At 56.4% G+C, this 20041-nt stretch carries 20 protein-coding genes; 4 read left to right on the plus strand and 16 right to left on the minus strand.

What is annotated here, in order from left to right; genetic code table 11:
- Positions 1-199: 199 nt before the first annotated feature.
- Positions 200-835 (plus strand): hypothetical protein, encoded by a 636-nt coding sequence (locus tag HY298_19405; GenBank protein MBI3852429.1) that lies wholly within the window; start codon positions 200-202, stop codon positions 833-835.
- An 81-nt stretch (positions 836-916) separates the two neighbouring features.
- On the opposite strand, the gene HY298_19410 is transcribed toward HY298_19405, so the two are convergent.
- The 12 genes from HY298_19410 to HY298_19465 all read right to left on the minus strand — a co-directional run bounded on the left by HY298_19410 (position 917) and on the right by HY298_19465 (position 12552).
- On the minus strand, positions 917-1618 hold the full coding sequence (locus HY298_19410; protein ID MBI3852430.1) for a hypothetical protein: 702 nt from the start codon (positions 1616-1618) through the stop codon (positions 917-919).
- Between the two features lie 146 nt (positions 1619-1764).
- Positions 1765-2532 carry a hypothetical protein gene (locus HY298_19415; GenBank protein ID MBI3852431.1) on the minus strand — a complete coding sequence of 256 codons (768 nt, stop codon included), beginning with the start codon at positions 2530-2532 and terminating at the stop codon, positions 1765-1767.
- Positions 2529-3110: a uracil-DNA glycosylase gene (locus HY298_19420; GenBank protein MBI3852432.1), complete on the minus strand. Its 582-nt coding sequence runs from the start codon at positions 3108-3110 to the stop codon at positions 2529-2531. The genes HY298_19415 and HY298_19420 overlap by 4 nt, the downstream gene beginning before the upstream one ends.
- A gap of 384 nt (positions 3111-3494) precedes the next feature.
- Positions 3495-4925: a DUF1501 domain-containing protein gene (locus HY298_19425; GenBank protein ID MBI3852433.1), complete on the minus strand. Its 1431-nt coding sequence runs from the start codon at positions 4923-4925 to the stop codon at positions 3495-3497.
- A complete protein-coding gene (locus tag HY298_19430) occupies positions 4922-5155 on the minus strand; it encodes a hypothetical protein (protein MBI3852434.1) in 234 nt (77 codons plus the stop codon). Before HY298_19430 ends, HY298_19425 begins: the two co-directional genes overlap by 4 nt.
- Positions 5152-6075, minus strand: a complete 924-nt coding sequence (locus HY298_19435; protein ID MBI3852435.1) for a hypothetical protein — start codon at positions 6073-6075, stop codon at positions 5152-5154. The genes HY298_19430 and HY298_19435 overlap by 4 nt, the downstream gene beginning before the upstream one ends.
- 12 nt (positions 6076-6087) lie before the next feature.
- The gene (locus tag HY298_19440; GenBank protein ID MBI3852436.1) at positions 6088-8952 is read right to left on the minus strand and encodes a DUF1549 domain-containing protein; all 2865 of its coding nucleotides are present in this window, start codon (positions 8950-8952) and stop codon (positions 6088-6090) included.
- Positions 8953-8977: 25 nt separating this feature from the next.
- Positions 8978-9403: a hypothetical protein gene (locus HY298_19445; GenBank protein ID MBI3852437.1), complete on the minus strand. Its 426-nt coding sequence runs from the start codon at positions 9401-9403 to the stop codon at positions 8978-8980.
- Positions 9404-9438: 35 nt separating this feature from the next.
- Positions 9439-9996, minus strand: a complete 558-nt coding sequence (locus HY298_19450) for a hypothetical protein (GenBank protein MBI3852438.1) — start codon at positions 9994-9996, stop codon at positions 9439-9441.
- A 250-nt stretch (positions 9997-10246) separates the two neighbouring features.
- Positions 10247-10741 carry a hypothetical protein gene (locus tag HY298_19455; GenBank protein MBI3852439.1) on the minus strand — a complete coding sequence of 165 codons (495 nt, stop codon included), beginning with the start codon at positions 10739-10741 and terminating at the stop codon, positions 10247-10249.
- A gap of 433 nt (positions 10742-11174) precedes the next feature.
- Complete coding sequence (locus HY298_19460; GenBank protein ID MBI3852440.1) at positions 11175-11978, minus strand: glucose 1-dehydrogenase; 804 nt, start codon at positions 11976-11978, stop codon at positions 11175-11177.
- Positions 11979-12225: 247 nt separating this feature from the next.
- The gene (locus HY298_19465; protein MBI3852441.1) at positions 12226-12552 is read right to left on the minus strand and encodes a hypothetical protein; all 327 of its coding nucleotides are present in this window, start codon (positions 12550-12552) and stop codon (positions 12226-12228) included.
- Positions 12553-12705: 153 nt separating this feature from the next.
- Between HY298_19465 and HY298_19470 the strand changes: the two genes are divergently transcribed.
- The 3 genes from HY298_19470 (at position 12706) to HY298_19480 (ending at position 14504) form a co-directional block, all read left to right on the plus strand.
- A complete protein-coding gene (locus HY298_19470) occupies positions 12706-13389 on the plus strand; it encodes a hypothetical protein (protein ID MBI3852442.1) in 684 nt (227 codons plus the stop codon).
- Between the two features lie 12 nt (positions 13390-13401).
- Positions 13402-13920 carry a hypothetical protein gene (locus tag HY298_19475; GenBank protein MBI3852443.1) on the plus strand — a complete coding sequence of 173 codons (519 nt, stop codon included), beginning with the start codon at positions 13402-13404 and terminating at the stop codon, positions 13918-13920.
- 77 nt (positions 13921-13997) lie between these two features.
- Positions 13998-14504, plus strand: coding sequence for a methylated-DNA--[protein]-cysteine S-methyltransferase (locus HY298_19480; protein MBI3852444.1), 507 nt, complete (start codon positions 13998-14000; stop codon positions 14502-14504).
- 11 nt (positions 14505-14515) lie between these two features.
- Here the strand turns inward: HY298_19480 and HY298_19485 are convergent, their stop codons facing one another.
- The 4 genes from HY298_19485 to rpsA all read right to left on the minus strand — a co-directional run bounded on the left by HY298_19485 (position 14516) and on the right by rpsA (position 19720).
- Positions 14516-15868, minus strand: a complete 1353-nt coding sequence (locus HY298_19485) for an MFS transporter (protein MBI3852445.1) — start codon at positions 15866-15868, stop codon at positions 14516-14518.
- A 257-nt stretch (positions 15869-16125) separates the two neighbouring features.
- Entirely contained in the window at positions 16126-16464 is a 339-nt protein-coding gene (locus HY298_19490; protein MBI3852446.1) for a hypothetical protein, read from the minus strand.
- A 74-nt stretch (positions 16465-16538) separates the two neighbouring features.
- Complete coding sequence (locus tag HY298_19495; protein ID MBI3852447.1) at positions 16539-17873, minus strand: tyrosine--tRNA ligase; 1335 nt, start codon at positions 17871-17873, stop codon at positions 16539-16541.
- Positions 17874-18061: 188 nt separating this feature from the next.
- Positions 18062-19720, minus strand: a complete 1659-nt coding sequence (rpsA, locus tag HY298_19500) for a 30S ribosomal protein S1 (protein MBI3852448.1) — start codon at positions 19718-19720, stop codon at positions 18062-18064.
- Positions 19721-20041: the final 321 nt, after the last annotated feature.

Raw genomic sequence — 20041 nt, forward strand, 5'->3', positions numbered from 1 at the left:
ATTTTTTCCTATGCGGGACTCTCGACTGAGAGTATCCTCGTGGACAACGTAGCCATGCGCGCAGGCAAAAAGATTCAGTGGACTGGCGCCGACCTGTAGTTGACCAAGCAGCCGGAAACCAGCCAGTTTGTTCGCACTGAATAACGCATCGGCTGGTTGATGCAAACAAACACATGATCCTCTAAACGAAAGGAACAAAATGAACATCAAACCGGTGAACACAAAATCTGTTATTGCAACGGGAGTGCTGCTGAGCATTTTCGCTGTCCAGTCCAACCTTCGCGCCGAAGACTTCGCGCCGGACAAAGAGGGATTCATTCGGGACTGGCTGATGCTGGCGCCCATCCAGTTGGCGTCAGATGCCGAAGGCGGGGCGGCCATCGAAAAGAATCAGATTCCCGACGAAGGACAAGTGAAGCCCAAAGCGGGAGACAAAGTGACCGTGAGCGGCAAGGAATTGACCTGGAAGAAAGTCAAAGCCAGCGATTACACTCTGGACCTCAACGCGATTCTCAAGGAGCAGACGGAGAAGACGGTCGGCTACGCTGTTTGTTACGTTCGAACGGAAGAAGAGCGGAAGGATTTGCAGTTGAAGATGGGCAGCAACGACCAGGGAAAAGTCTATCTCAACGGGAAGCTCCTTCTAAAAACCTCCGAGCCGCGCCCGCTGCAACAGGACGAGGACGTCGCCCGCAACCTTACGCTGAACAAAGGTGTGAACGTGGTGGTTTTCAAAATCTTCAACGAAGGCGGAAGTGATTGGCAGGGCTGTCTGCGTTTCACTGACGCGAAAGGCAAGGCCGTCACGGACATCGTCATCCGGCTGGAGCCGTAAAGCAGGTCGAGATTTTGTCAGCGGCGAATGGCCGCTGGCAAATGAGCGGTGAAGACGTTGATTTGCGGGTGGGCGTGAGGACTAGTTTGATTTGTTCGTGTTCCCGTTCTTCGGCGCGGGAAGGCCGTATCGTAATCGAGAATTCTCCTCCGCGCTTGATCCTCGCGGCGATGCCGGCGGACGTAGGGTTGCCATGCGCTCTTCATCGGCCTTGTTTTCTGCCGCCGTTGCAGGCTGCGGCCAGACCCAATCGCGACCAAGTTGCCAGGCTCGCGATTTGGAATCACCCGGCAATCTTGGATCGCCGCCATCGTCGTTACCATCCTCGCCGATTGAGTAGAGCAAGAATGTTCCGTCCGCGTTGAGCCGATAACGCAAGGGCTGGCCGTCCACGGGGTCGAGCGGAACGGTGGAAATAAACTCCGGCACGAGCGCGATTAAGTCCGGCGGATAAGTTCCGCGGCGCATTTGATACCGCTTCAACGCAATGGCCGTCACCGCCAATCGCTGTTCAGCTTCGACAGTCAGAACTCTTTGAAGAGACTTGGCGGTTGCCCGCGCCCCGCCAGCAAAGATTCGACGCATGTCCATATCATCAACATCCATCTTGTGTCCCAACTCTTCTTTCCACGCCGGATCGAGTTTCGCCAACGCGCTTTTTTGTTGTTGAAGCGCCGGGTAAAACGAGTGGTTTGTTTGGACAAGGCGGACGGCGTTCAGTTGCGCTTGATAAATCTTGAGTGCGTGCAACTCGTCCGTGAAGGACCAAGAGAAACGCCACATCGTCAATTCAGCCGTAGTTTTTGCGAGGGATTGAAACCAATCCAAACCTTTCGCCCGGGAATAGACCAAACCACTTCTGAAATTACGATACGCCGCGCTTGATTTTTTTAGATCAGCAATAGTCATTTCTGCCATCGCACGCTCCATCAACATCGCGCTTTCTTCGGCACGAATGAATTCCAAGTCTGACCAACCACGCCCCAATGCAGTGAGTTGCTTATCGGTGACTTTGGGTGACTGCAATAGCTCCCAGTTGGCGCTCCAGGCAATGTGCGCGATCGCAACCCGCACGAGTTGGGAATCAGGATTGGCTCGTCTCGCAAGCCTTTTACGAGAGCAAGCATGGCGAGTACGTTGGTCGTAGCTGATGCGACCTCGTCGCGATGTAAATCGCAAGTTGTAGCAGCGGACAAACGTTTCGCGGACTTTCTCATCGGCGCAAGATGAGGCAAAGGAAGAGATCCACCTTTTTTGTAATCAAGTTGAAAATCAAATGCAGGACGATCAATAATTTGCTGGAGCAATTGCAGCGCCTCGTTTTCGTTGGCGAGCGCGGCTTCAACTTCCTCCCACGAATTTGTGTTCTCCGTGCTCCGGATATTCGGTTGCATCCAGCCAATCATTGCCTTACCCGGTGCGACCATGCGCATGGCGGGCGGAGGATTGCGATCCAACAAGTCCTGATTGGTATTCAGAAGCGATGCGGCCTGCTGAAAAATGGGGGCGCTGTTTTGTTCTGGTCGTACAGGTGGTGGAACAAGTTGCGACATCTCTAGCGGCTCGCCGTTGGCCTTAAGTTCAGCGACATAGATATTAACAGCGACGCGCAAATGTCGGTGGTAAAGATAGGGAATGAGAACCGCCACGCCCAACACCACGACAATGGCGCATAAGATTTTGCGGCGCTGGCTCATGCTTTCAAGAAGAACCCTCGCTGCTTTTCACTGATCGGCGCGCCGAGTTTTTCGAGGACTTGCAGCATATCTTCCCAGACTTTGCGCTTTTCACTCAATGCCTGGTTGCGCAACAGGTAAGCCGGATGATACGTCGGCATGAGCGGCGTGCCGCGATACGTCTGCCATTGGCCGCGAAGTTTCGTGATGCCGACAGTTTTGCCAAGCAGTCCTTCAATGGCGGTTCCGCCCAGCGCGACAATCACTCTGGGCCGGATCAAATCAATCTGCTCGTGCAGATACGAAATGCAGGTCTGCATTTCTTCCGGCGTCGGCTTGCGATTGCCGGCGCTTTGGCCGGGCGTGTCAGGACGGCATTTCAGAATGTTGCCGATATAGACCTCGCTCCGCCGCAACCCCATCGTCTCAATGATCTTTGTGAGCAACTGACCCGCCTTGCCGACAAACGGTTCGCCTTGCTCATCTTCGTCCGCGCCGGGCGCTTCACCGACGAACATCAGCGGCGAATTGATGTCACCGACGCCGAAGACCACGGTCTTCCGCGAAGCAGCGAGATGCGGACATTTCACGCAGACCATCGCACGCTGGCGCAACTCGGCGAACGCGGCGGCCTTCTCGGCCGGCGATTTCGGATTTGCGATTTGCGATTGAGAATCGCTGGACAATTCGAGCGACAGTTCGGCGGCGGACGGTGCGGACTTGGGAAGTTCCGGCTGCCGCTGGCCGGCTTCTGACCGCGCGGGTTCGGTTGAGGATGCTACGCGGGCCGGCGCGGGTTTTGGTGGCGGCTGCGACAAGGCGCGCAGCGTTTCTGGTGACACGGGGACGTGGCGGACGCCGCGCGATTTCAGTTCCTCCAGATGTTGAATCGTGGCGTCGAGAAGTTGATCGTAGTCGCTGGACACAACTGCATCTTAGCGCGAGCAAGAAAGTGCGCACGAAAAATTTTGCCGGCCACGCGCTCAGGCAATCAGCTTCTCCACCACTTCGCCGGCAACGTCCGTCAGCCGGAAGTCGCGGCCTTGGAAACGATACGTCAGCTTCGTATGGTCGAAGCCAAGCAAGCGCAGGATGGTCGCGTGCAGATCATTGACGTGCACCTTGTCGGTCGTGGCGTTGAAACCGAATTCGTCCGATTCACCGATGGTAACGCCCGGCTTGATGCCGCCGCCCGCCAGCCACATGGTGAAGCAATTCGGATGATGGTCGCGACCGTCGTTGCCACCCTGGACCATCGGCGTGCGACCGAACTCGCCGCCCCAAATGACGAGCGTGTCGTCGAGCATCCCGCGTTGTTTGAGGTCTCTGAGGAGTGCGGCGCAGGGACGGTCCGTGTCGCGACAGTTTTTCTTCAGGTCGGCGACGAGGTTGCCGTGCTGGTCCCAGGCTTCATGGAAAATTTCGACGAAACGCACGCCGCTTTCAACGAGGCGGCGCGCGAGGAGGCAGGCGTTCGCGAAAGTGCCTTTGCCCGGTTCGGCGCCATACATTTCTATCGTCTGCTTCGATTCCTTGGTGATGTCCATCAGGTCGGGTGCGGTGAGTTGCATCCGATACGCCAGTTCGAAGGAGTTGATGCGCGTGGCGATCTCCGGATCACCGACGACATCGAGATGCTTTTGATTCAGCCGCTTGATGCTGTCGAGCGAGTCGCGCTGGATTTGGTCGTCCACGCCCTTCGGATTTGAAAGGTAAAGCACTGGATCGCCGATGCTGCGGAACATGACGCCTTGATAAACCGATGGGAGAAAACCCGCGCCCCAATTGGACGCGCCGCCGCTTGGGCCTTTCGAGCCAGTGCTGAATACCACGAACGCGGGCAGGTCCTGCGTCTCGCTACCAAGGCCGTACGTCGTCCAGGCGCCAAGGCTGGGTCGGCCCAACTGTTGGATGCCCGTGCTCATCAGGATTTGTCCGGGCGCGTGATTGAAGGCGTCGGTGTGCATCGACTTGACGATGGCGACCTCGTCCACGACTTCGGCGAGGCGCGGCAGAAGCTCGGAGAGTTCCGCGCCGCTCTGACCGTATTTGGCAAACTTGAACTTCGGGCCGAGCAGTGCGGCGTTCGGGTTGATGAAGGCCGCGCGATAGTTTTTGATGAGGTCCGCGGGCGGGGATTTGCCGTCCCACTTCGCGAGTTCCGGTTTGTAGTCGAACAACTCCAGATGGCTCGGCGCGCCGGCCATGAACAGATAAATGATGCGTTTGGCCTTGGGCGCGAAGTGCGCCTGTCTCGGCGCGAGCGGATTCAATACGGGTGCGGCCCAGCCGTTCTGACGAAAGAGCGTGCCGAGCGCGATGGCACCCAGCCCGACGCCGCATTGTTCGAGAAACCAGCGGCGCGAAACGAGTTTCGGATCCTGGCCGAGGTAGAGATGGGCTTGGCAGTTCATTCTTCCTCCAGAGAGGATTTGGCTCTGCCAATTTTCACGCCGTGGGCGCGCGCGGTCTTGCGCATCCACGCGAGGTAACGATGCCGTTCCTCCTTTGTCATATCGAGATTGACGCGCGCCAGTTCCTCACCGAAGGCGCGGACATGGAAATCGCGTTCGATCTCGCGAATGCGCGCGAGCTTTTCCTTTGGCCAGGGTGGCAACCGGTAAGTTAATGGGGCGCGTTTCATACATCCAGCCACTCAAAGTATATCATCACATCCGGCAACCAAGTCAATGCATTCTCTGGGACGAGGCCGGATTCCAGCAATGACGCTTTCGTTTCGTCAAGGTATCTTCGCAGGCCGTAATTTTTCAGCGGGTTTTCGGGCAGGTGCCTTCCAGCGCAATCAATTCGTAACGCATGTTCTTCTCGTAACGACAACTCTTTTCCCGCACGGGCTTTTCTGACGGCCGAAACGTAAGGACGCAGATGCCGTTCGAGGATGCGGATGCGGACGCGATCCAGTTCTTCCCACAGCTTGCGTTCCGCATTCAGCGCGCCCGCGATCCGGCGGTCCTGATATTGCGCAAGTTGGATGGCGGGGCGGCGCGCAGCAATTTCCGGAGGGCAGGTGTATTGTGCGAGCAACTCCGCGAGCGTATCAGCCTCAAAAACATGAAACCATCCCCGCTGATCGTCGGCCTCAATCATGCGCACGCCCAGCGCCGTGATGAACGCCCAATCTTTGTCGCGGTTGGTGCGTTTCATTTCCGCAACGGTGTGCGGTCCGGCGTACAACCCAAAAACATCCTGTGTCCACGGCGACGACTCGCGCAACGCGTGACCGAAGACTTCGAGCGTGGTAACTTCCGGTTGCGTGCCCCACTGAAAATGGCTGGTCCAACCGCCGCGATGCCAGCGGGCGTCCAAGGGCGGGCTGATGTTGCCGCGATAATGACAGGGCTGGCTGGACACAGTCGTTTCCGCCAGCAGGTCGAGCAGGGTTTGAAACGAATTTGTGTGGCAAAGCAAATCGCAGTCTTTGGTTGTCTCGGCGACGCCGTAGTGGACACAGGCCAAGCCACTGGTGATCGCGCATACGACACCGCGCGAGCGCAGCGTCCGGACAAAGTCCTCGAAGAATAAATGAAGTTCGCTGTCAGTCACGGCGAGCGAAGACTACTCTTTCGTAATCGTCTCGTCGAGGTTGAGCAGCACGCGGGACACGACGGTGTATGCGGCCAGTTGCGTCGGCGTCGCACCGGCCGGCAAGTCGGCGGGCTTCTCGTTCTTGCCGGTGGCAAGTTCGAGTGGGCTCACCCAACCCTCGGCGATGCGTTTTTTTTCCTTCTCGAGCAACGTGAGCAGCTCTTTCCGCTCATCCTCCGTCGGCTGACGACTCAAAGCGCGGCGAAATGCGTAATCAATTCGAAGGGCGTCGGTCTTGCCGCCTTCCGCCAGTGCCTTGCGGGCGAGGGCTTGGGCGCACTCGACGAACTCCGTCTCGTTCAACGACACGAGCGCTTGCAGCGGCGTGTTCGAGCGCATCCGCCGCACGCACGAGAAATCGCCGTTCGGCGCGTCGAAGGTTTGTAGCATCGGGTACGGCGACGTGCGGAATTTGAAAATGTAGAGGCTGCGGCGGTAACGCGCCGCACCGGTCTCCACGTTCCAAACCTTGGGTCCGTAACTGGCGGGACGCTCGAATAAAAATTGCGGCGCCGGTGGATAAATGCTTCGTCCACCCATTTCCGGATTCAGCAACCCACTTGCGGCCAGCGCAATGTCGCGGACGATCTCGCCCTCGACCCGAAAACGCGGGCCGCGCGCAACCAGACGATTGTAGGGGTCGTTCTTGTAAAGTTCCGGTGTCACCCGCGACGATTGCCGATACGCCGCCGATTCCACGATCAAACGATGCAACTTTTTAACGCTCCACCCGCTGTCCATGAACTCACATGCCAGCCAGTCCAGCAATTCGGGATGCGACGGTTTCTCGCACCTCATGCCGAAATCCTCCGGCGTATCCACGAGTCCGATGCCGAAATACGCCTGCCAGACGCGGTTCACAAAGGCGCGCGCAGTCGTCGGCGATTTTTTGTCCACGAGCCATTTGGCGAACGTGAGACGCGAACCGTCGGCGTTGGGCGGCAAGGGGTGCAGGAATGAAGGAACGCCAAACGTCACTTCATCACCGGGCTTGAGCCAGTCGCCGCGCTTCAACATGTGTGTGGTGCGCTTCTCATCAATCGGCCCCTGGCCTTTACGTGTCATGAGCGTGAGCGTGGGCGTGCCTTCCGGCCATTGTTTCCAGAGTGCTTCGATCTTCTTGTTGGTTTCATTGAATGCTGGGACCGTCAACCGCCAATAGCTGAACACGGCTGCGATCTGCGCGGGCGTCCGTTGGTCGCGGGGAAGCTTGAAAATCTCGCGAACGCCGGCGGGCACCGGATCGGCAACAACATTCGTTGCGCTCGTGACGCTGATGCGCCAGCGACCGAGATTGAAGTTTTGGTTGTCGTCCGAGTTATCACCACCGTGGTTTTGCTGGAGTTGAAAGTTGAGCACAACTCCGTTGGTAAACACGATTGGCTTTTCAGCAACGAACACCGCCTTGCGCGGAACATTGCGGCGACCGGGACCGGCATCAATGCCCCAAGCGGTCTCGGCTTTGCCATCGATGGCGAATTCGACCGGGCCGTAACTTCGCTTGTCACCGCCGTTGCGTTTCCGGTTTTCCGATTGGAACTCGGGTTCAAGGACCCTTTCCGCATTCGCGAAATCAGCGGTCGCGTCCACGAATTTGACTTCGACTTTGTTGGTTGGATTCAGCAAGTCTGCGGCTTCGACCTTGAACTCACTCAAGGCCGACATGCCTCTGACGGAGCGGCCAGGCCCGCCGCAGGGCAGGTTGGGATCGGGAAGTTGTTCAACGCGGAAAGCGCCGATGGAAGGGAGATTGTTCGTGCCGCGAAAATGCGCCGTCCAGGTGGTTGGCGCATAGCTGGCCGCGCGGATCGAGCCGTCGGCGTAATAATAAAAGCGCTCGCCGTTATCGCCTGTGTTGCGAGACTCCACCACCACCCATTCCGGCTGATTGTTTTTAACCGAATCCTCCCACTGGTTCATCTTTTCCTGCCAATCCGGCATCGTGTGGCGCAAGCCGGCTTCGAGATCGCGCATCTGGCGCGAAAGATTTGCGACGAGCATCTGCTCCTGGGTCGAATAGGCGATCATCGACGCTTCATGATCGTTATTCAGAAAAGCGAAGAGCCGGTAATAGTCCTCCTGCTTGATCGGGTCGAACTTGTGGTTGTGGCATTGGGCGCATTGAATCGTGAGACCGAGCACGCTCTTGCCGATACAGTCGATGCGGTCGAATAATCCTTCCATGCGAAACTGTTCGGGATCAACGCCACCTTCCTCGTTCAACATCGCATTGCGAAGAAAACCGGTGGCGGCAAGGTCATCCTGCTTCGGGTCGGGCAACTGATCGCCGGCGATTTGCTCGATGATGAAACGGTCGTAGGGCAGGTCGTCGTTGAGCGCCTTGATGACCCAATCGCGATAGGCCCAGATGAAACGCGGCTTGTCCTTCTCGAAACCGTCTGAGTCCGCGTAACGCGCGGCGTCGAGCCAGTGGCGGCCCCAGCGCTCGCCGTAATGCGGGGACTTCAGCAGGCGTTCGACCTGTTTGTCATAAGCATCGGGTGATTTGTCGGCGAGGAAAGCGTCCAACTCGGCAATCGTTGGCGGCAAGCCGATGAGATCGAGCGAGAGACGGCGGAGTAAAGTCGCCTTGTCCGCCTCCGGCGACGGCTTGAGTTTTTCCTTTTCCAATCGGCCTAGGATGAAATTGTCGATCGGTGTGCTCGCCCAGTGGTTGCCTCGAAGTTTGGGGACGGCAGGACGAGTGGGTGGTTTGAAAGCCCAATGATTGTGCCAGTTGGTATCCGCCGCACGAAGCGGAAGGCATGTCAGAATCAATCCGGTTGCAGCCAGACAGAGTCGCAGCGACCAGCTTTTGAATGAGATAAAGCGCATGACTTGTTCGAGTTAATATCCCAGTTTATCCGAATTTGCTTCCAGAAACAGGGAATACTCCCGTTCCTATGGGATATAAATCCGGTGTCTTGTATTTTTTTGAGTCTATCGCTTCTTGTGTATCCGGTAGGAATGCTATGTATCGGTTGTCGTTAGATTTTTCAGGGGGTTGGAAAGATTCTAAATACTTTGGGAAATTGGTATAAGCATACTGTCCAATAGGCTTCCAAAAGGAGTAAACTCCATAGACCGCCGGAGGAACAATCAGAATAGCTAAAACAATTCCCTGCCAACTTTTCCACATCCATCCTTGTAAACCAAAAACCTCACCAATTTTAATTAAGAAACCTTTCTCCCCAATTTCTTTTTCGGATGGAGGCGTGTCTAAAATCGGAATGTCCGAAGGAAGATTGTATTGCTTTCGGATTTCGTCGTCTGTGGGTCGTGGCATAAAATTATAGTTTGATGTAGTTGCCAACGATCCAGCTAATTTGGATAAATATGATGTAGGAAAAAATATGGATTTTCGGTAGTTCGCAGTTGAAATAACATCTGTAGAGGGACTTCTTCCTTTGTTAATTCGTCAAGGATTTTGTAATTGTCATAAAACCAAACCTCTACGGCTACCGTGCCAAGCAGGTGTGAACGCCTAAGTTTTGGGGCACCCAAAATCTCCAATACCTTATCTTGTCTTGTCGCCACCGAGTTTCTATCCCAATTATCACCTTTCTTTAGGAATATTGTGTCTGCTGGCCAAAGTAGGGCGCACCATTCGTCATAAGTGAGAGATTTAGTTGTTTCAAGTTTTTTTGAAAGGATCTCCCTGAATTGTCCATACTTTTCACGATAAGCGTCTGCCTCTTCCTTGATTTCCTTATTTTTCTGCTCCTCGCGTCTTTCCGATTCTTCACGCTCAGCTTGCCGGCTGGATGCTGACTGGATTCGATTCCCGTATTCGTCATAACCACGACCTAGCGGACCACTGGCGCAGCCGGACATAACAATTGTAACTACGATGATGAAGATCATGGAGATGGTTTTCATAGTTTTAAGCGTAATATATTTATGTGAAAAAGAAAACACCTACCTCTCGCGCTCTAAAATTGGCGCGAAACGCTTCGCATTCTCTTTCTCCGTCTGTGCACTCTCTAACCGACTCTCTGAATCACTTGTCAAGTGATTCCTCTGCTGCCCTGTCAAATCTGGCAGATGGTCGACCACTAACACCAAAAAAGCAGCGGATTGCGATAAAAGACTTAATCAATTGGCACAAGAAACCATCTAGCAAATTTTTCTATTTCTGTTGGTGACAATTGTCATAAAACTCCGCCACAAAGGACTCACAATAGGATCTCGCCTGCAAAATAAATGTCGTGAACATCGCAGAGGTAATCTCGATGGAGTCGCCATCCTTGAACCATTTCAGTATCTTCGCGCGTCGCTCGTAGTGTGTGTCTGCCCTGGCCTTATTGTGCAGAATGCAGTCGCGAATCTTGCAGACCTCGCCCCAGAAGTCAGACTCAATCAACTCTTTCTTATCCTTTGGGGGACGGCCAAGAATGGCTTCCGTAATGTCCGGCCGCCACGTGTGCTCCCAATACGCATTTAAGGCAATCAGGAGTGAACTGGTCAATGTTCGCAGGTGGGGCGAGTCCGATTTGGCGTCTGCGTGAAACGACTTGAGCGTGCCATGTCCGGAGGCGAGAGTAGAACCCTCGGCAGCGTGATACGTAACGAGTACTTGTGAGACAACGCTGTAGTGGCGCTCCGCCTCTTCTGCCGAAAACATCTCCGAGAGCTGTGCGAGTAACGATTGACGTTCGCTTTCCCAGTGATTGCGAAGAAGGGAAAAGCCATGCCAAGTCTGAGCGAACAAAAGTGCTACGTCATTGATGCTCCGCCGCATATGATCCTGTATCTCAAGCAAGCGCTCTTGCCTGGGCGTAAACTCATACTTGGAGAACTGGGAGGCGAAATCAGACATACGCGAGAACGCCTAACGCTAACGCTCAACGACAGCCGGTGAGCGCCGTGAGACTTCAACCGTTGCGTCCAAACTAAAGAGGGAAACGATTTCCATGATACTTTCTGGTTATGAGCAGAGACTACGCTCATTGATGCCGAGGGTCAATCCTCCAAATTATTAGGCTGGTTAGTTTGATTGCTCTGTTCGATCAACTGATCACTTTCTCTTCCCCTTGCGTGAAAAAGTTTCAAAACGTTCAAATCCGACCGGCACCAACCTTGAGGGAGGTCTGAGATTTGGCGCCAATCAGCAAGCCGCCGTCGCACACGATGGTTTGGCCCGTGACCAGATCGGAGCCGGAGATGAGTCCGAGAATGACGGCCGCGACATCCTCCGGCTGACAAACCTTGCCCAGCGCTCCACGGCGCTCGTAAGCCAGTTTGATCTTTTCATAATCCGCGCCGAGTCCTTTTTGCAACCAGTCACCGGCAATGAATCCCGGCGCAACGGCATTGACGCGGATTTGCGGGCCAAGCGCGCGCGCCAGTGACATGGTCAGGTTGATCAATGCCGCCTTGGAAGCGCAGTACGGAATGCAACTGCCATTGGCATTGATTCCAGCCACACTGGCGACATTGACGATCGCTCCCTCGCCGGAAGCCGCCAGGAAAGGGCGCGCCGCGCGAATGCATTGGAACGGGCCTTTCAAATTGACCGCGAGGATGCGGTCCCAAAGTTCGTCGGTCACCGCGTCGAGGTCGTCGTGCGCGATGAAATCCGTGGTGCCGGCGTTGTTCAACAGAATGTCGAGCCGACCAAACTCTTTGCCCGCCGCCGCCATCATCGACCGGCAAGCGCCGTCGTCCGACACGTCCGCCTGAACTAAAAAAGCCTTCACGCCCAGTTGACGCACGGCGTCCGCGGTCTGTTCCGCCTCAGCACGGGAACGGCTGTAATTGATCGCCACCGCGCAACCGCCTCTGGCCAACGCCAGCGCCGTTGCCCGCCCCACACCACGACTCGCTCCCGTGACCACCGCCGCTTTTCCTTGAATGTTCATATCGCTCCGTTGGTTTCGTTTCGTGATCAGTATCCGAGGTAAATGCAAAAGTTAAAAACTTAAACTGGCCCACTGCACCCGCGCCGTCGCTCGTTTATCTGCACAGCTAAAGATTTCGGCCAAGGCCAGAACGCCAACGAAGATGATAACAGGACTGGTCATGGTAGTGCCACTGAACGACGGCGAAGAAGCGCGAGCGTTGTTTCAATCGCCCGTTCGAACTGTTGAGCTTGCGTTCGGGAGCGGACTATTTGTTCGCCACACGACGGAAAAGAATCCGGCGCGAGTCGAGATTGACCGCCTCCCATCCTTCCTTGGCCATTTTGTTGCTGGCGACCGAGAGGCAAAACTCCTCCCCTTGAGCGTCGTTTGGAATGTTGGTCCCTTCTTTGGAAAGCCGGACGAGTTCAAACTTGTCTGGCAGGTTGTAATAGATCCGGTCGGGGCCGTCCCATTTCACCACTGCGTATTCGTACTTGGGAGCGATCGATTTTTCTTGTGCGTGCAGCAGCCGGGCGGTGGCGAGAAACCCGGCGATCGCGATAAACATTCCGATGAGTATTGTTTTTTTCATATTGGTAGCAGGATAACAACGGTTTGGTGAACTCAATGGTCATATTGAGAAGATTGGAATCCAGCGTCAAGCCGCGGTTCCGACGGGAGTCAGAGATGATTTTAGGCTCGATCCCTTCTTTACACCGGGAGAGACGAGAACTAAAGTTTCGACATGGCTTCCGACTTTGACGGCACGGAGTTCATCGACAGCGATTTGCAGGCGGCGCGCAAATCGGCGTTCGGCGCGGCTTCCGGTTCACCTTTTGCCGCGTCTGGCCGCGCTCCGACGCGTGAGGAAGTCGATTCCAGGGTCGGCGAGACGCAACAAAAACTGGCCGAATTGAAACGCGCACAGGAGGAACTGGAACGGGAACGCGCCGGCCTCGAAGAAACCCGCCGTCGCCAGATGGAATTTCAAACCGGTCGCCAGGAGATGGTTCAGAACCTGACGCGCGGCCTGGGTCTGCTGGAGGAAGCCGAGTTCAACGCGCGCCGCGACGCCGAGCAGATGGCGAAATCGCTCGTCGATATGCGCGACGCCTTGTCCAAGATCGAAGCCATCCACGAGGAATTGTGGACCAAAGAAAACTTCAACGTCGAACTGACCCGCGCATTGACGATCATCGAGAATGCGCGGATGGAATGGAACACGGCGCGGCTGAAATTCACGGTGCTTTCCAACACGCCCAAGGAAGGCGGCGCGCCTGCAATCGACCGAGACGCTCCAGCTCAATCGCCATTGGCCGCCCGCAGTTTTTGGGAACTGTGCAAGCTGGGACTGGCCTTGACGTGGCCGCTGGCAGCCATCGGCCTGATCGGGTTGGGGATATTGCTGGTCGTTTTGTTGAACCGATGATTTTGTTTCGCCATGGGATGGTTTAAAAAAAACGCTGATCCCATTTCCGAACGCGCCCGTGCGCTCACCGCCGAGATCGCGGCTCTGGAAGACCAGATCAACAAACTCAGCACGCAGATGGAGCAGAGTCAGTCACAACCGCGGCTTCGCTCCACCGCCGTGCCGCACGGTGCGACCATCACCAACCCTTCACCGCCGGTCTCGCCCGTTGTGCGCGAGCCGATCTTTGAAGAAGTGGATCAAAACCAGTTGAAGGCGCGCGCCGAGATTGAAACCACGCCGGAACATTACAACGAACTAGGTGTCCGCAAGTACGACCTGGCGGCTTTCTTCAAGCGCATGAAGGCTCATTTTCGAGGTCCTTCGGCCAGCAATCCCAAACTGATCAATTATCTAGCCGCCGGCAGTTTCCAGGGACTGCGACCCATGCGCTATGAAAAGCGCGTGGCGCGCAACCGCTTTCTCTGGCTGGTCATCGGATTCTTCCTGTTGCTGCTGGGGATTGTTTCCGTCTTTGTCCGCAACAAGTGAGGCTCATGCCCGACTTGTTTTTCCAGGAGAACGATTGACCTGTGAACCCACGATCAAAGAGCGCCCTCACTATTCCGATCATCACGGCGGACGGCGTATTCAAGGCGCATTATTCTACGCGGGGACTGGCACGACTGGAATTTCCTTCCAGCCATCAACAAGACAAAGTGCGAGTTGCAACGGTTAATTCGGTGCCCGCCCCGGTGCGTCGCTGGCACGTCGTCACAATCGAAGCGTTGAAACTAGCTCTGGCTGGAAGGACACCGAAAAAGCTGCCGCGCCTCGACCTTTCAAGCGGGACCGCGTTTCAGCAGCAGGTGTGGAATGCGCTGCGCCAGATTGCGGCGGGAAAAACGCGCAGCTACGGCGACATCGCGCGCTTCATCGGAAAACCCAAAGCAGTGCGCGCCGTGGGTGGCGCGTGCGGCGCAAATCCGATTCCAGTATTCGTGCCGTGCCATCGCGTGCTGGCGGCCAATCACCGGCTCGGTGGTTTTTCCGGCGGTTTGGACTGGAAGCGAAAGTTGCTCGCGCGGGAAGGAGTCCGCTTTGAAAACGGGCAACTCGATATGATAGCTGCGTAAACGACGATTGTTCAAGCCGCTTTCGGTGACTGCCGTCCGTGTCCCGAACGGTGGCTGACTTTTCCACGAATCGTCAGCATGAGCAGTCCGCCCAACAGGCCGAATGGCGCCATGAAGTAAAAGTAGTTGCCCCAACTCTTGTCCAGGAGTTGACCAAGAAAATATCCGGCCAGACTGCCGCCAAAATACTGGAAAGAATCGATGACGCCGCAAGCAAAGCCGGCCATTTTCCGTCCGCCGATGTCCATGGCGGCGGCGGTGCCGAGAATCGAATGAGTCGAATTGGCAGTGAACGAAATGAGCACCAGAAAAACGACGGCGGCATTCGCCGTGTGGAATTGCGCGGCCAGCAAAATGACCACCGTCTCCAGAAAATAAAGCCACGCCGCCACTGGTGCGCGCCGGCCACCGAACAGCGTGTCGGAAAGGTAGCCCGACGCCAGCGATCCAGCCGAGGCGACAAACGGAATGAGGAATCCAAGAAATTGAAATTGGGCGGACTGGAGGTCCATGTGGTGAACTTCCTGCATGAAGCGCGGAAACCACTGGTCCACGCCCTGTCGCACCGCGCCCGTGCACGCATAGGCCAGCGCAACAATCCAGATCACCGGGTTGGTGGCAATGGTCTTGAACACGACGCGGAATTGAGCGCGAACGTCGGTGTCTGCATGATCGGCTTCGCCGGGATGCGCGCCGTGGAAGCCCGCTTCTTCCGGCGTCTCTTTCACCGTGAGAGCCATGCCGATGGCGACCAGCGCGCAAATCATTGAAGGCACCCAGAATAACCAGCGCCAGTGCAACGCCGGCACGTGCCACATCCCTAAAAATGTGAAGCCCGCCAGCAACGCCGGGCCGAGCGTGAAGATTCCAAACCGGCCGAGATTGATCATGAATCCAAAAATGCCCGCAAACCGTCCCCGTTCGGTCTGACCAAACCAAGCGGTGTTGATCTTCACCATGCCGGGCGCGCCGAAGGACTGGAGATACCCATCGATGCCGCGAATGACCACGAACAATCCCAACAATCCCCAAAACGAAGCGGCGCCGAACAGAATGTTCATCGCGATTGTGCCGATGGCGCCGATCAGCATGGCGCGTTTGCCTCCCATCTTGTCGGCGAGCAGGCCGTTGATGATCTGGCCGCACGCATACGCCAGTAACGCCGTGGTGATGATCGTTCCCATCTGGGCGCGCGAAAAGCCGAACTCCTCGCTGATCGATTTGTTGGCGATGGAGAAGTTGTAGCGGCACATGTAGAACGACGTGTAAAGCAACCCGATGAAACCCCAGTTCAAGCCGCGACGCGCGCGAAATCCCGGGAGATAATTACGTCGTGGGGAGGGGGATGACGCGGCTCGATTCATCAAGTTTTTGCAAGTCGAGGTTGTCGGCTCAATTGAATTCGCGCGCCAGATAAACAGACACCGAATCCGAGGTCAAAAGGATTCCCATCATCGCCCGACAGAAACGGGAAATGGTTACAAGACTTTGGGGAACAAATACGCGACCTGCTCGCGCGCACGAGCGATCAAGGAAAGCGTCTGGCCGAAGTGTGCAAACGCAGTCGTTGCCGACAGTGACACCGGTCGTGGTTTGGTTTGCGCTGTGTTTCGAAGGACTGTTACCGCCAGGCGGACTTGTTCAGGACGCCGGACAACGTCATGGCTCCGCTCCGATCAATCAATTGCCGGTCGATGACCTCCACTGGCGATGACGAGGCGGGTATGCGCTTATCCTTGCCGATCTTTTGCGGAATGTTGGAGCCAGTGATGAGAGCTGTGTCCTCCTTTTTGGCCTTCTCCTTTGACGGAACCGTAGTCGCAGGTTTTTTCTTTGCCCGGTCGTCTGCTCGCGCGACGACGGCAGAAAAACAAAATGCAGCCAGCACGGCGCCGCAAATGCCCATTCGCGCGACCAATCGGACTGAATCGTAGCGAAAATGCGATAAATGGATTTTCATGGTTGCAATATAGTCCTCACGTCAGCTTGCGCAATTGATTTGTTCGAGTCGCAACGTCTGAGTTGGGAAACGATTTATCTTGTGGTCACGACTACGTAGTTCTTTTTGCCTTTGCGGAGCAGGACGTGTTTGCCGAAGAGCAGATCGTTCGCCGTGACTGAGCGAGTCGCGCTGGACTCGCGGACGTTGTTGAAGTTCACCCCGCCGCCTTCGATGTCTTTTCGGGCCTGGCCTTTGGAGGGGCACAGGCCCGAGTGGACGAGCAATTCAACAAGCGGCAGGCCGGTGCCGTCGAGTTTGGATTTTGCGATTTGCTTCGTTGGCACTTCGCCGACGATTTCGTTGAAGGTGGTTTCAGAAATGCCGTCGAGCTTGCCGCCGAAAAGTATTTCGCTGGCGCGGACGGCTTCAGCCGTGGCGCTTGGGCCGTGAACCAAATCTGTCACTGTTTTCGCCAGCGTTTTGTGCGCGGCGCGGGATTCCTTCGGCTGGGCGTCCAGGTCACGAATGGTTGGCTCGTCGAGGAACGTGAAGTATTTCAAGTATCGAATTACGTCGCGGTCATCGGTGTTGATCCAGAATTGGTAAAACTTGTAAACGCTGGTGCGCGTCGGGTCGAGCCAGATGGCGCCGGCTTCCGTCTTGCCGAACTTCGAGCCGTCGGCGTTGGTGATGAGCGGGAGCGTGAGGCCGTAAACTGTTTTGCCGAGTTTCTTGCGACAAAGGTCAATGCCGGCGGTGATGTTACCCCATTGATCGCTGCCGCCGATTTGCAGTTCGCAGTTTTGGTCGCGCGCCAAAACATAAAAGTCGAAAGCCTGGAGCGCCATGTAGCTGAATTCGGTGTAGCTGATGCCGGCCTCGCGGTCTTCCATGCGCGCGCGGACGCTTTCCTTGGCGACCATCTGGTTCACGGAAAAATGTTTGCCAATGTCGCGCAGGAAATCGAGATAGGAAACGCCCGCCGTCCAAGAGGCGTTGTCCACTAGACGCGCGGGGTTTTGTTTCGTGTCAAAGTCGAGGAGCTTGGCGAGTTGCACCTTCACGCTGGCGATGTTGCGATCGAGAACTTCCCTCGTGAGCAACTGGCGCTCGCTCGCTTTGCCGCTCGGATCGCCGACCATACCGGTCGCGCCACCGGCAAGCGCGATGGGATGATGGCCGAGCAATTGAAAGCGCCGCAGCCCAAGCAGGGGAACAAGATTACCTACGTGTAAGCTGTCGGCAGTGGGGTCGAAGCCGGCGTAAAGGGTGATGCCGCCGCCCCTCACCCCGGCCCGCTCCCCATCGGATGGGGAGAGGGTGTCCGCAGGACGGGTGAGGGGTAAGGCGAGGCGCTTGGTCAACTCCGCGGTGTCCGTGCAGTCGGCGATCAGTCCGCGCCATTGCAATTCTTCGTAAATGCTCATGCGGCGGGAAAGTTATCGCGGTTGGGTGCTCCGTTCACAAGGGGAAATTGTCGGAATCAAGCGTCAGCTTGTTCGGGTCGTGTTCTGACTCTCCCAACAAGCTGAAGCTTGAACTCCAACGAAAAAACCGGCGGACGGTTTCCCGTCCGCCGGCCGTGAAATCTTCAACGTGGCTCTCGGCGGCGCGCCTACTTCGCTTCGTCCGCAGCGTCGAAGGCGTGTTGCAACGCGACCAAATCTTCCCCGGGACGCAACGCGTCGAGCGCGGCTTGCTCGGCCTTGATTTGTTCCGTCGAATAAGACGCGGCTTTGATGGAGAGGCCGATGCGGCGATCGGTCTTGTCGATCTTGATGACGCGCGCGGTAACTTCCTGGCCGACCTTGAGCGCGTTCTTGATCTTGTCGACGCGCTCTTCAGTGATTTGCGAGATGTGCACCAAGCCGTCGATGTCGTGTTGCAAACCGACAAACGCGCCGAAGCTGGCTAGCTTGGTGACGTTGCCGGTGACGAGGTCGCCGACCTTGTACAAGTTGTCAATGTTGCTCCATGGGTCTTCGGTGAGCTGTCGGATGCCGACCGCGATGCGCTGGTTGGCTTTGTCCACTTCCAACACGACGGCTTCTACTTCGTCACCTTTCTTGAGGACTTCGGAAGGATGGTTGATTTTGCGCGTCCAGGAAATGTCGGAGACGTGGATCATGCCGTCGAGGCCCTCTTCCAGTTCGATGAAGGCGCCGTAACTGGTGAGGTTGCGAATCTTGCCTTTGACGCAAGTGCCGGGAGGATATTTTTCCTGCGCCTTGTCCCATGGATTGGCTTCGAGCTGGCGGATGCCGAGGGAGATTTTTTGTTCCTCACGGTTGATGCCGAGCACGACGGCTTCCACTTCCTGACCTGCTTTAAGCACATCGGACGGTTTGGCGATGCGTTTGGTCCAGGAAAGTTCCGTGACGTGAACCAGTCCCTCGACCCCCGGCTCGAGTTCGACGAATGCGCCATAGGGAACGAGGTTGACAACCTTGCCTTTGACACGCGCGCTGACGGGGTATTTGGTTTCGATGTTGTCCCACGGGTTGGTGAGTTTCTGTTTAAGGCCGAGGCTGACGCGCTCCTTCTCGTGATTGATGTCGAGCACGACCACATCGATATCCTGGCCCACCTTGAGAATTTCCGACGGGTGGCCAATACGTCCCCAACTCATGTCGGTGATGTGCAGCAGGCCGTAGATGCCGTTGAGGTCGATGAACGCGCCGAAGTCGGTGATGTTCTTGACGGTGCCTTTGCGGATGTCGCCGGGGGTCATCTCGCTGAGGAGCTTGGCGCGCTTCTCGTTGCGTTCCTGTTCGATCAATTCGCGGCGCGAGAGAACGATGTTCTGGCGCTCCTGGTTGATCTTGACGACCTTGAAATCGTAGGCGTTGCCGACGAACTGCAGCAGATTCTTCGGCGGGATGATGTCAATCTGCGACGCCGGCAGGAACGCCTCCACGCCGATGTTCACCAGCAAGCCGCCCTTGACCATCGCCTTGACCTTGCCTTGAATCGTCCCGCCCTCGTTGCAAATGGTGAGAATCTTGTCCCAGTTCTGCTTGAACTCCGCCTTTTCCTTGGAGAGCACGACCATGCCCTCCTTGTCTTCGAGCTTCTCGATCAGCACGTCCACCTGATCGCCGACCTTCACAGTCTTGATGTCTTCAAATTCGTTGCCGGGGACGACGCCCTCGGACTTGTAACCGATGTCCACGAGGACTTCCTTGGGACGGACTTCGATGATGGTGCCTTTGACGATTTCGCCGGCGGCAAAGCGCGGGTTGAGCTGCCGCATGGCTTCTTCCATGGTGAGCATAAGGGCGGTGTCAGTTTTAACTGCGGGAGGCTCGGCAGGGCGCGTCGGCCCAGCGAAGTCTCCATTGCCTAACGCTCCGAACGTTGCGGTGGCAACGGAGGGCTGGCCCCGGACGCTGCCCGGGGTTGACGGTTAGGTTGTTGGTTGACGGTCGTTTCTCAGCTTCAACAGGCGTCCGCACTCGCGGCGCCCAAGCGGGGGGAGAAGATAGGCGCGCGCCCGGCGGAAGCAAGGGGATTTTTGGCGCACTCGGCGCTTGCTGACCAGTGAGCGGGATTGCTACTGTGAGCGCGGTTGCCGTCGTGGCGGAATTGGCAGACG

Source organism: Verrucomicrobiota bacterium (assembly GCA_016200005.1).
In the GTDB taxonomy this organism is placed as follows: Bacteria; Verrucomicrobiota; Verrucomicrobiia; order Limisphaerales; family PALSA-1396; genus PALSA-1396.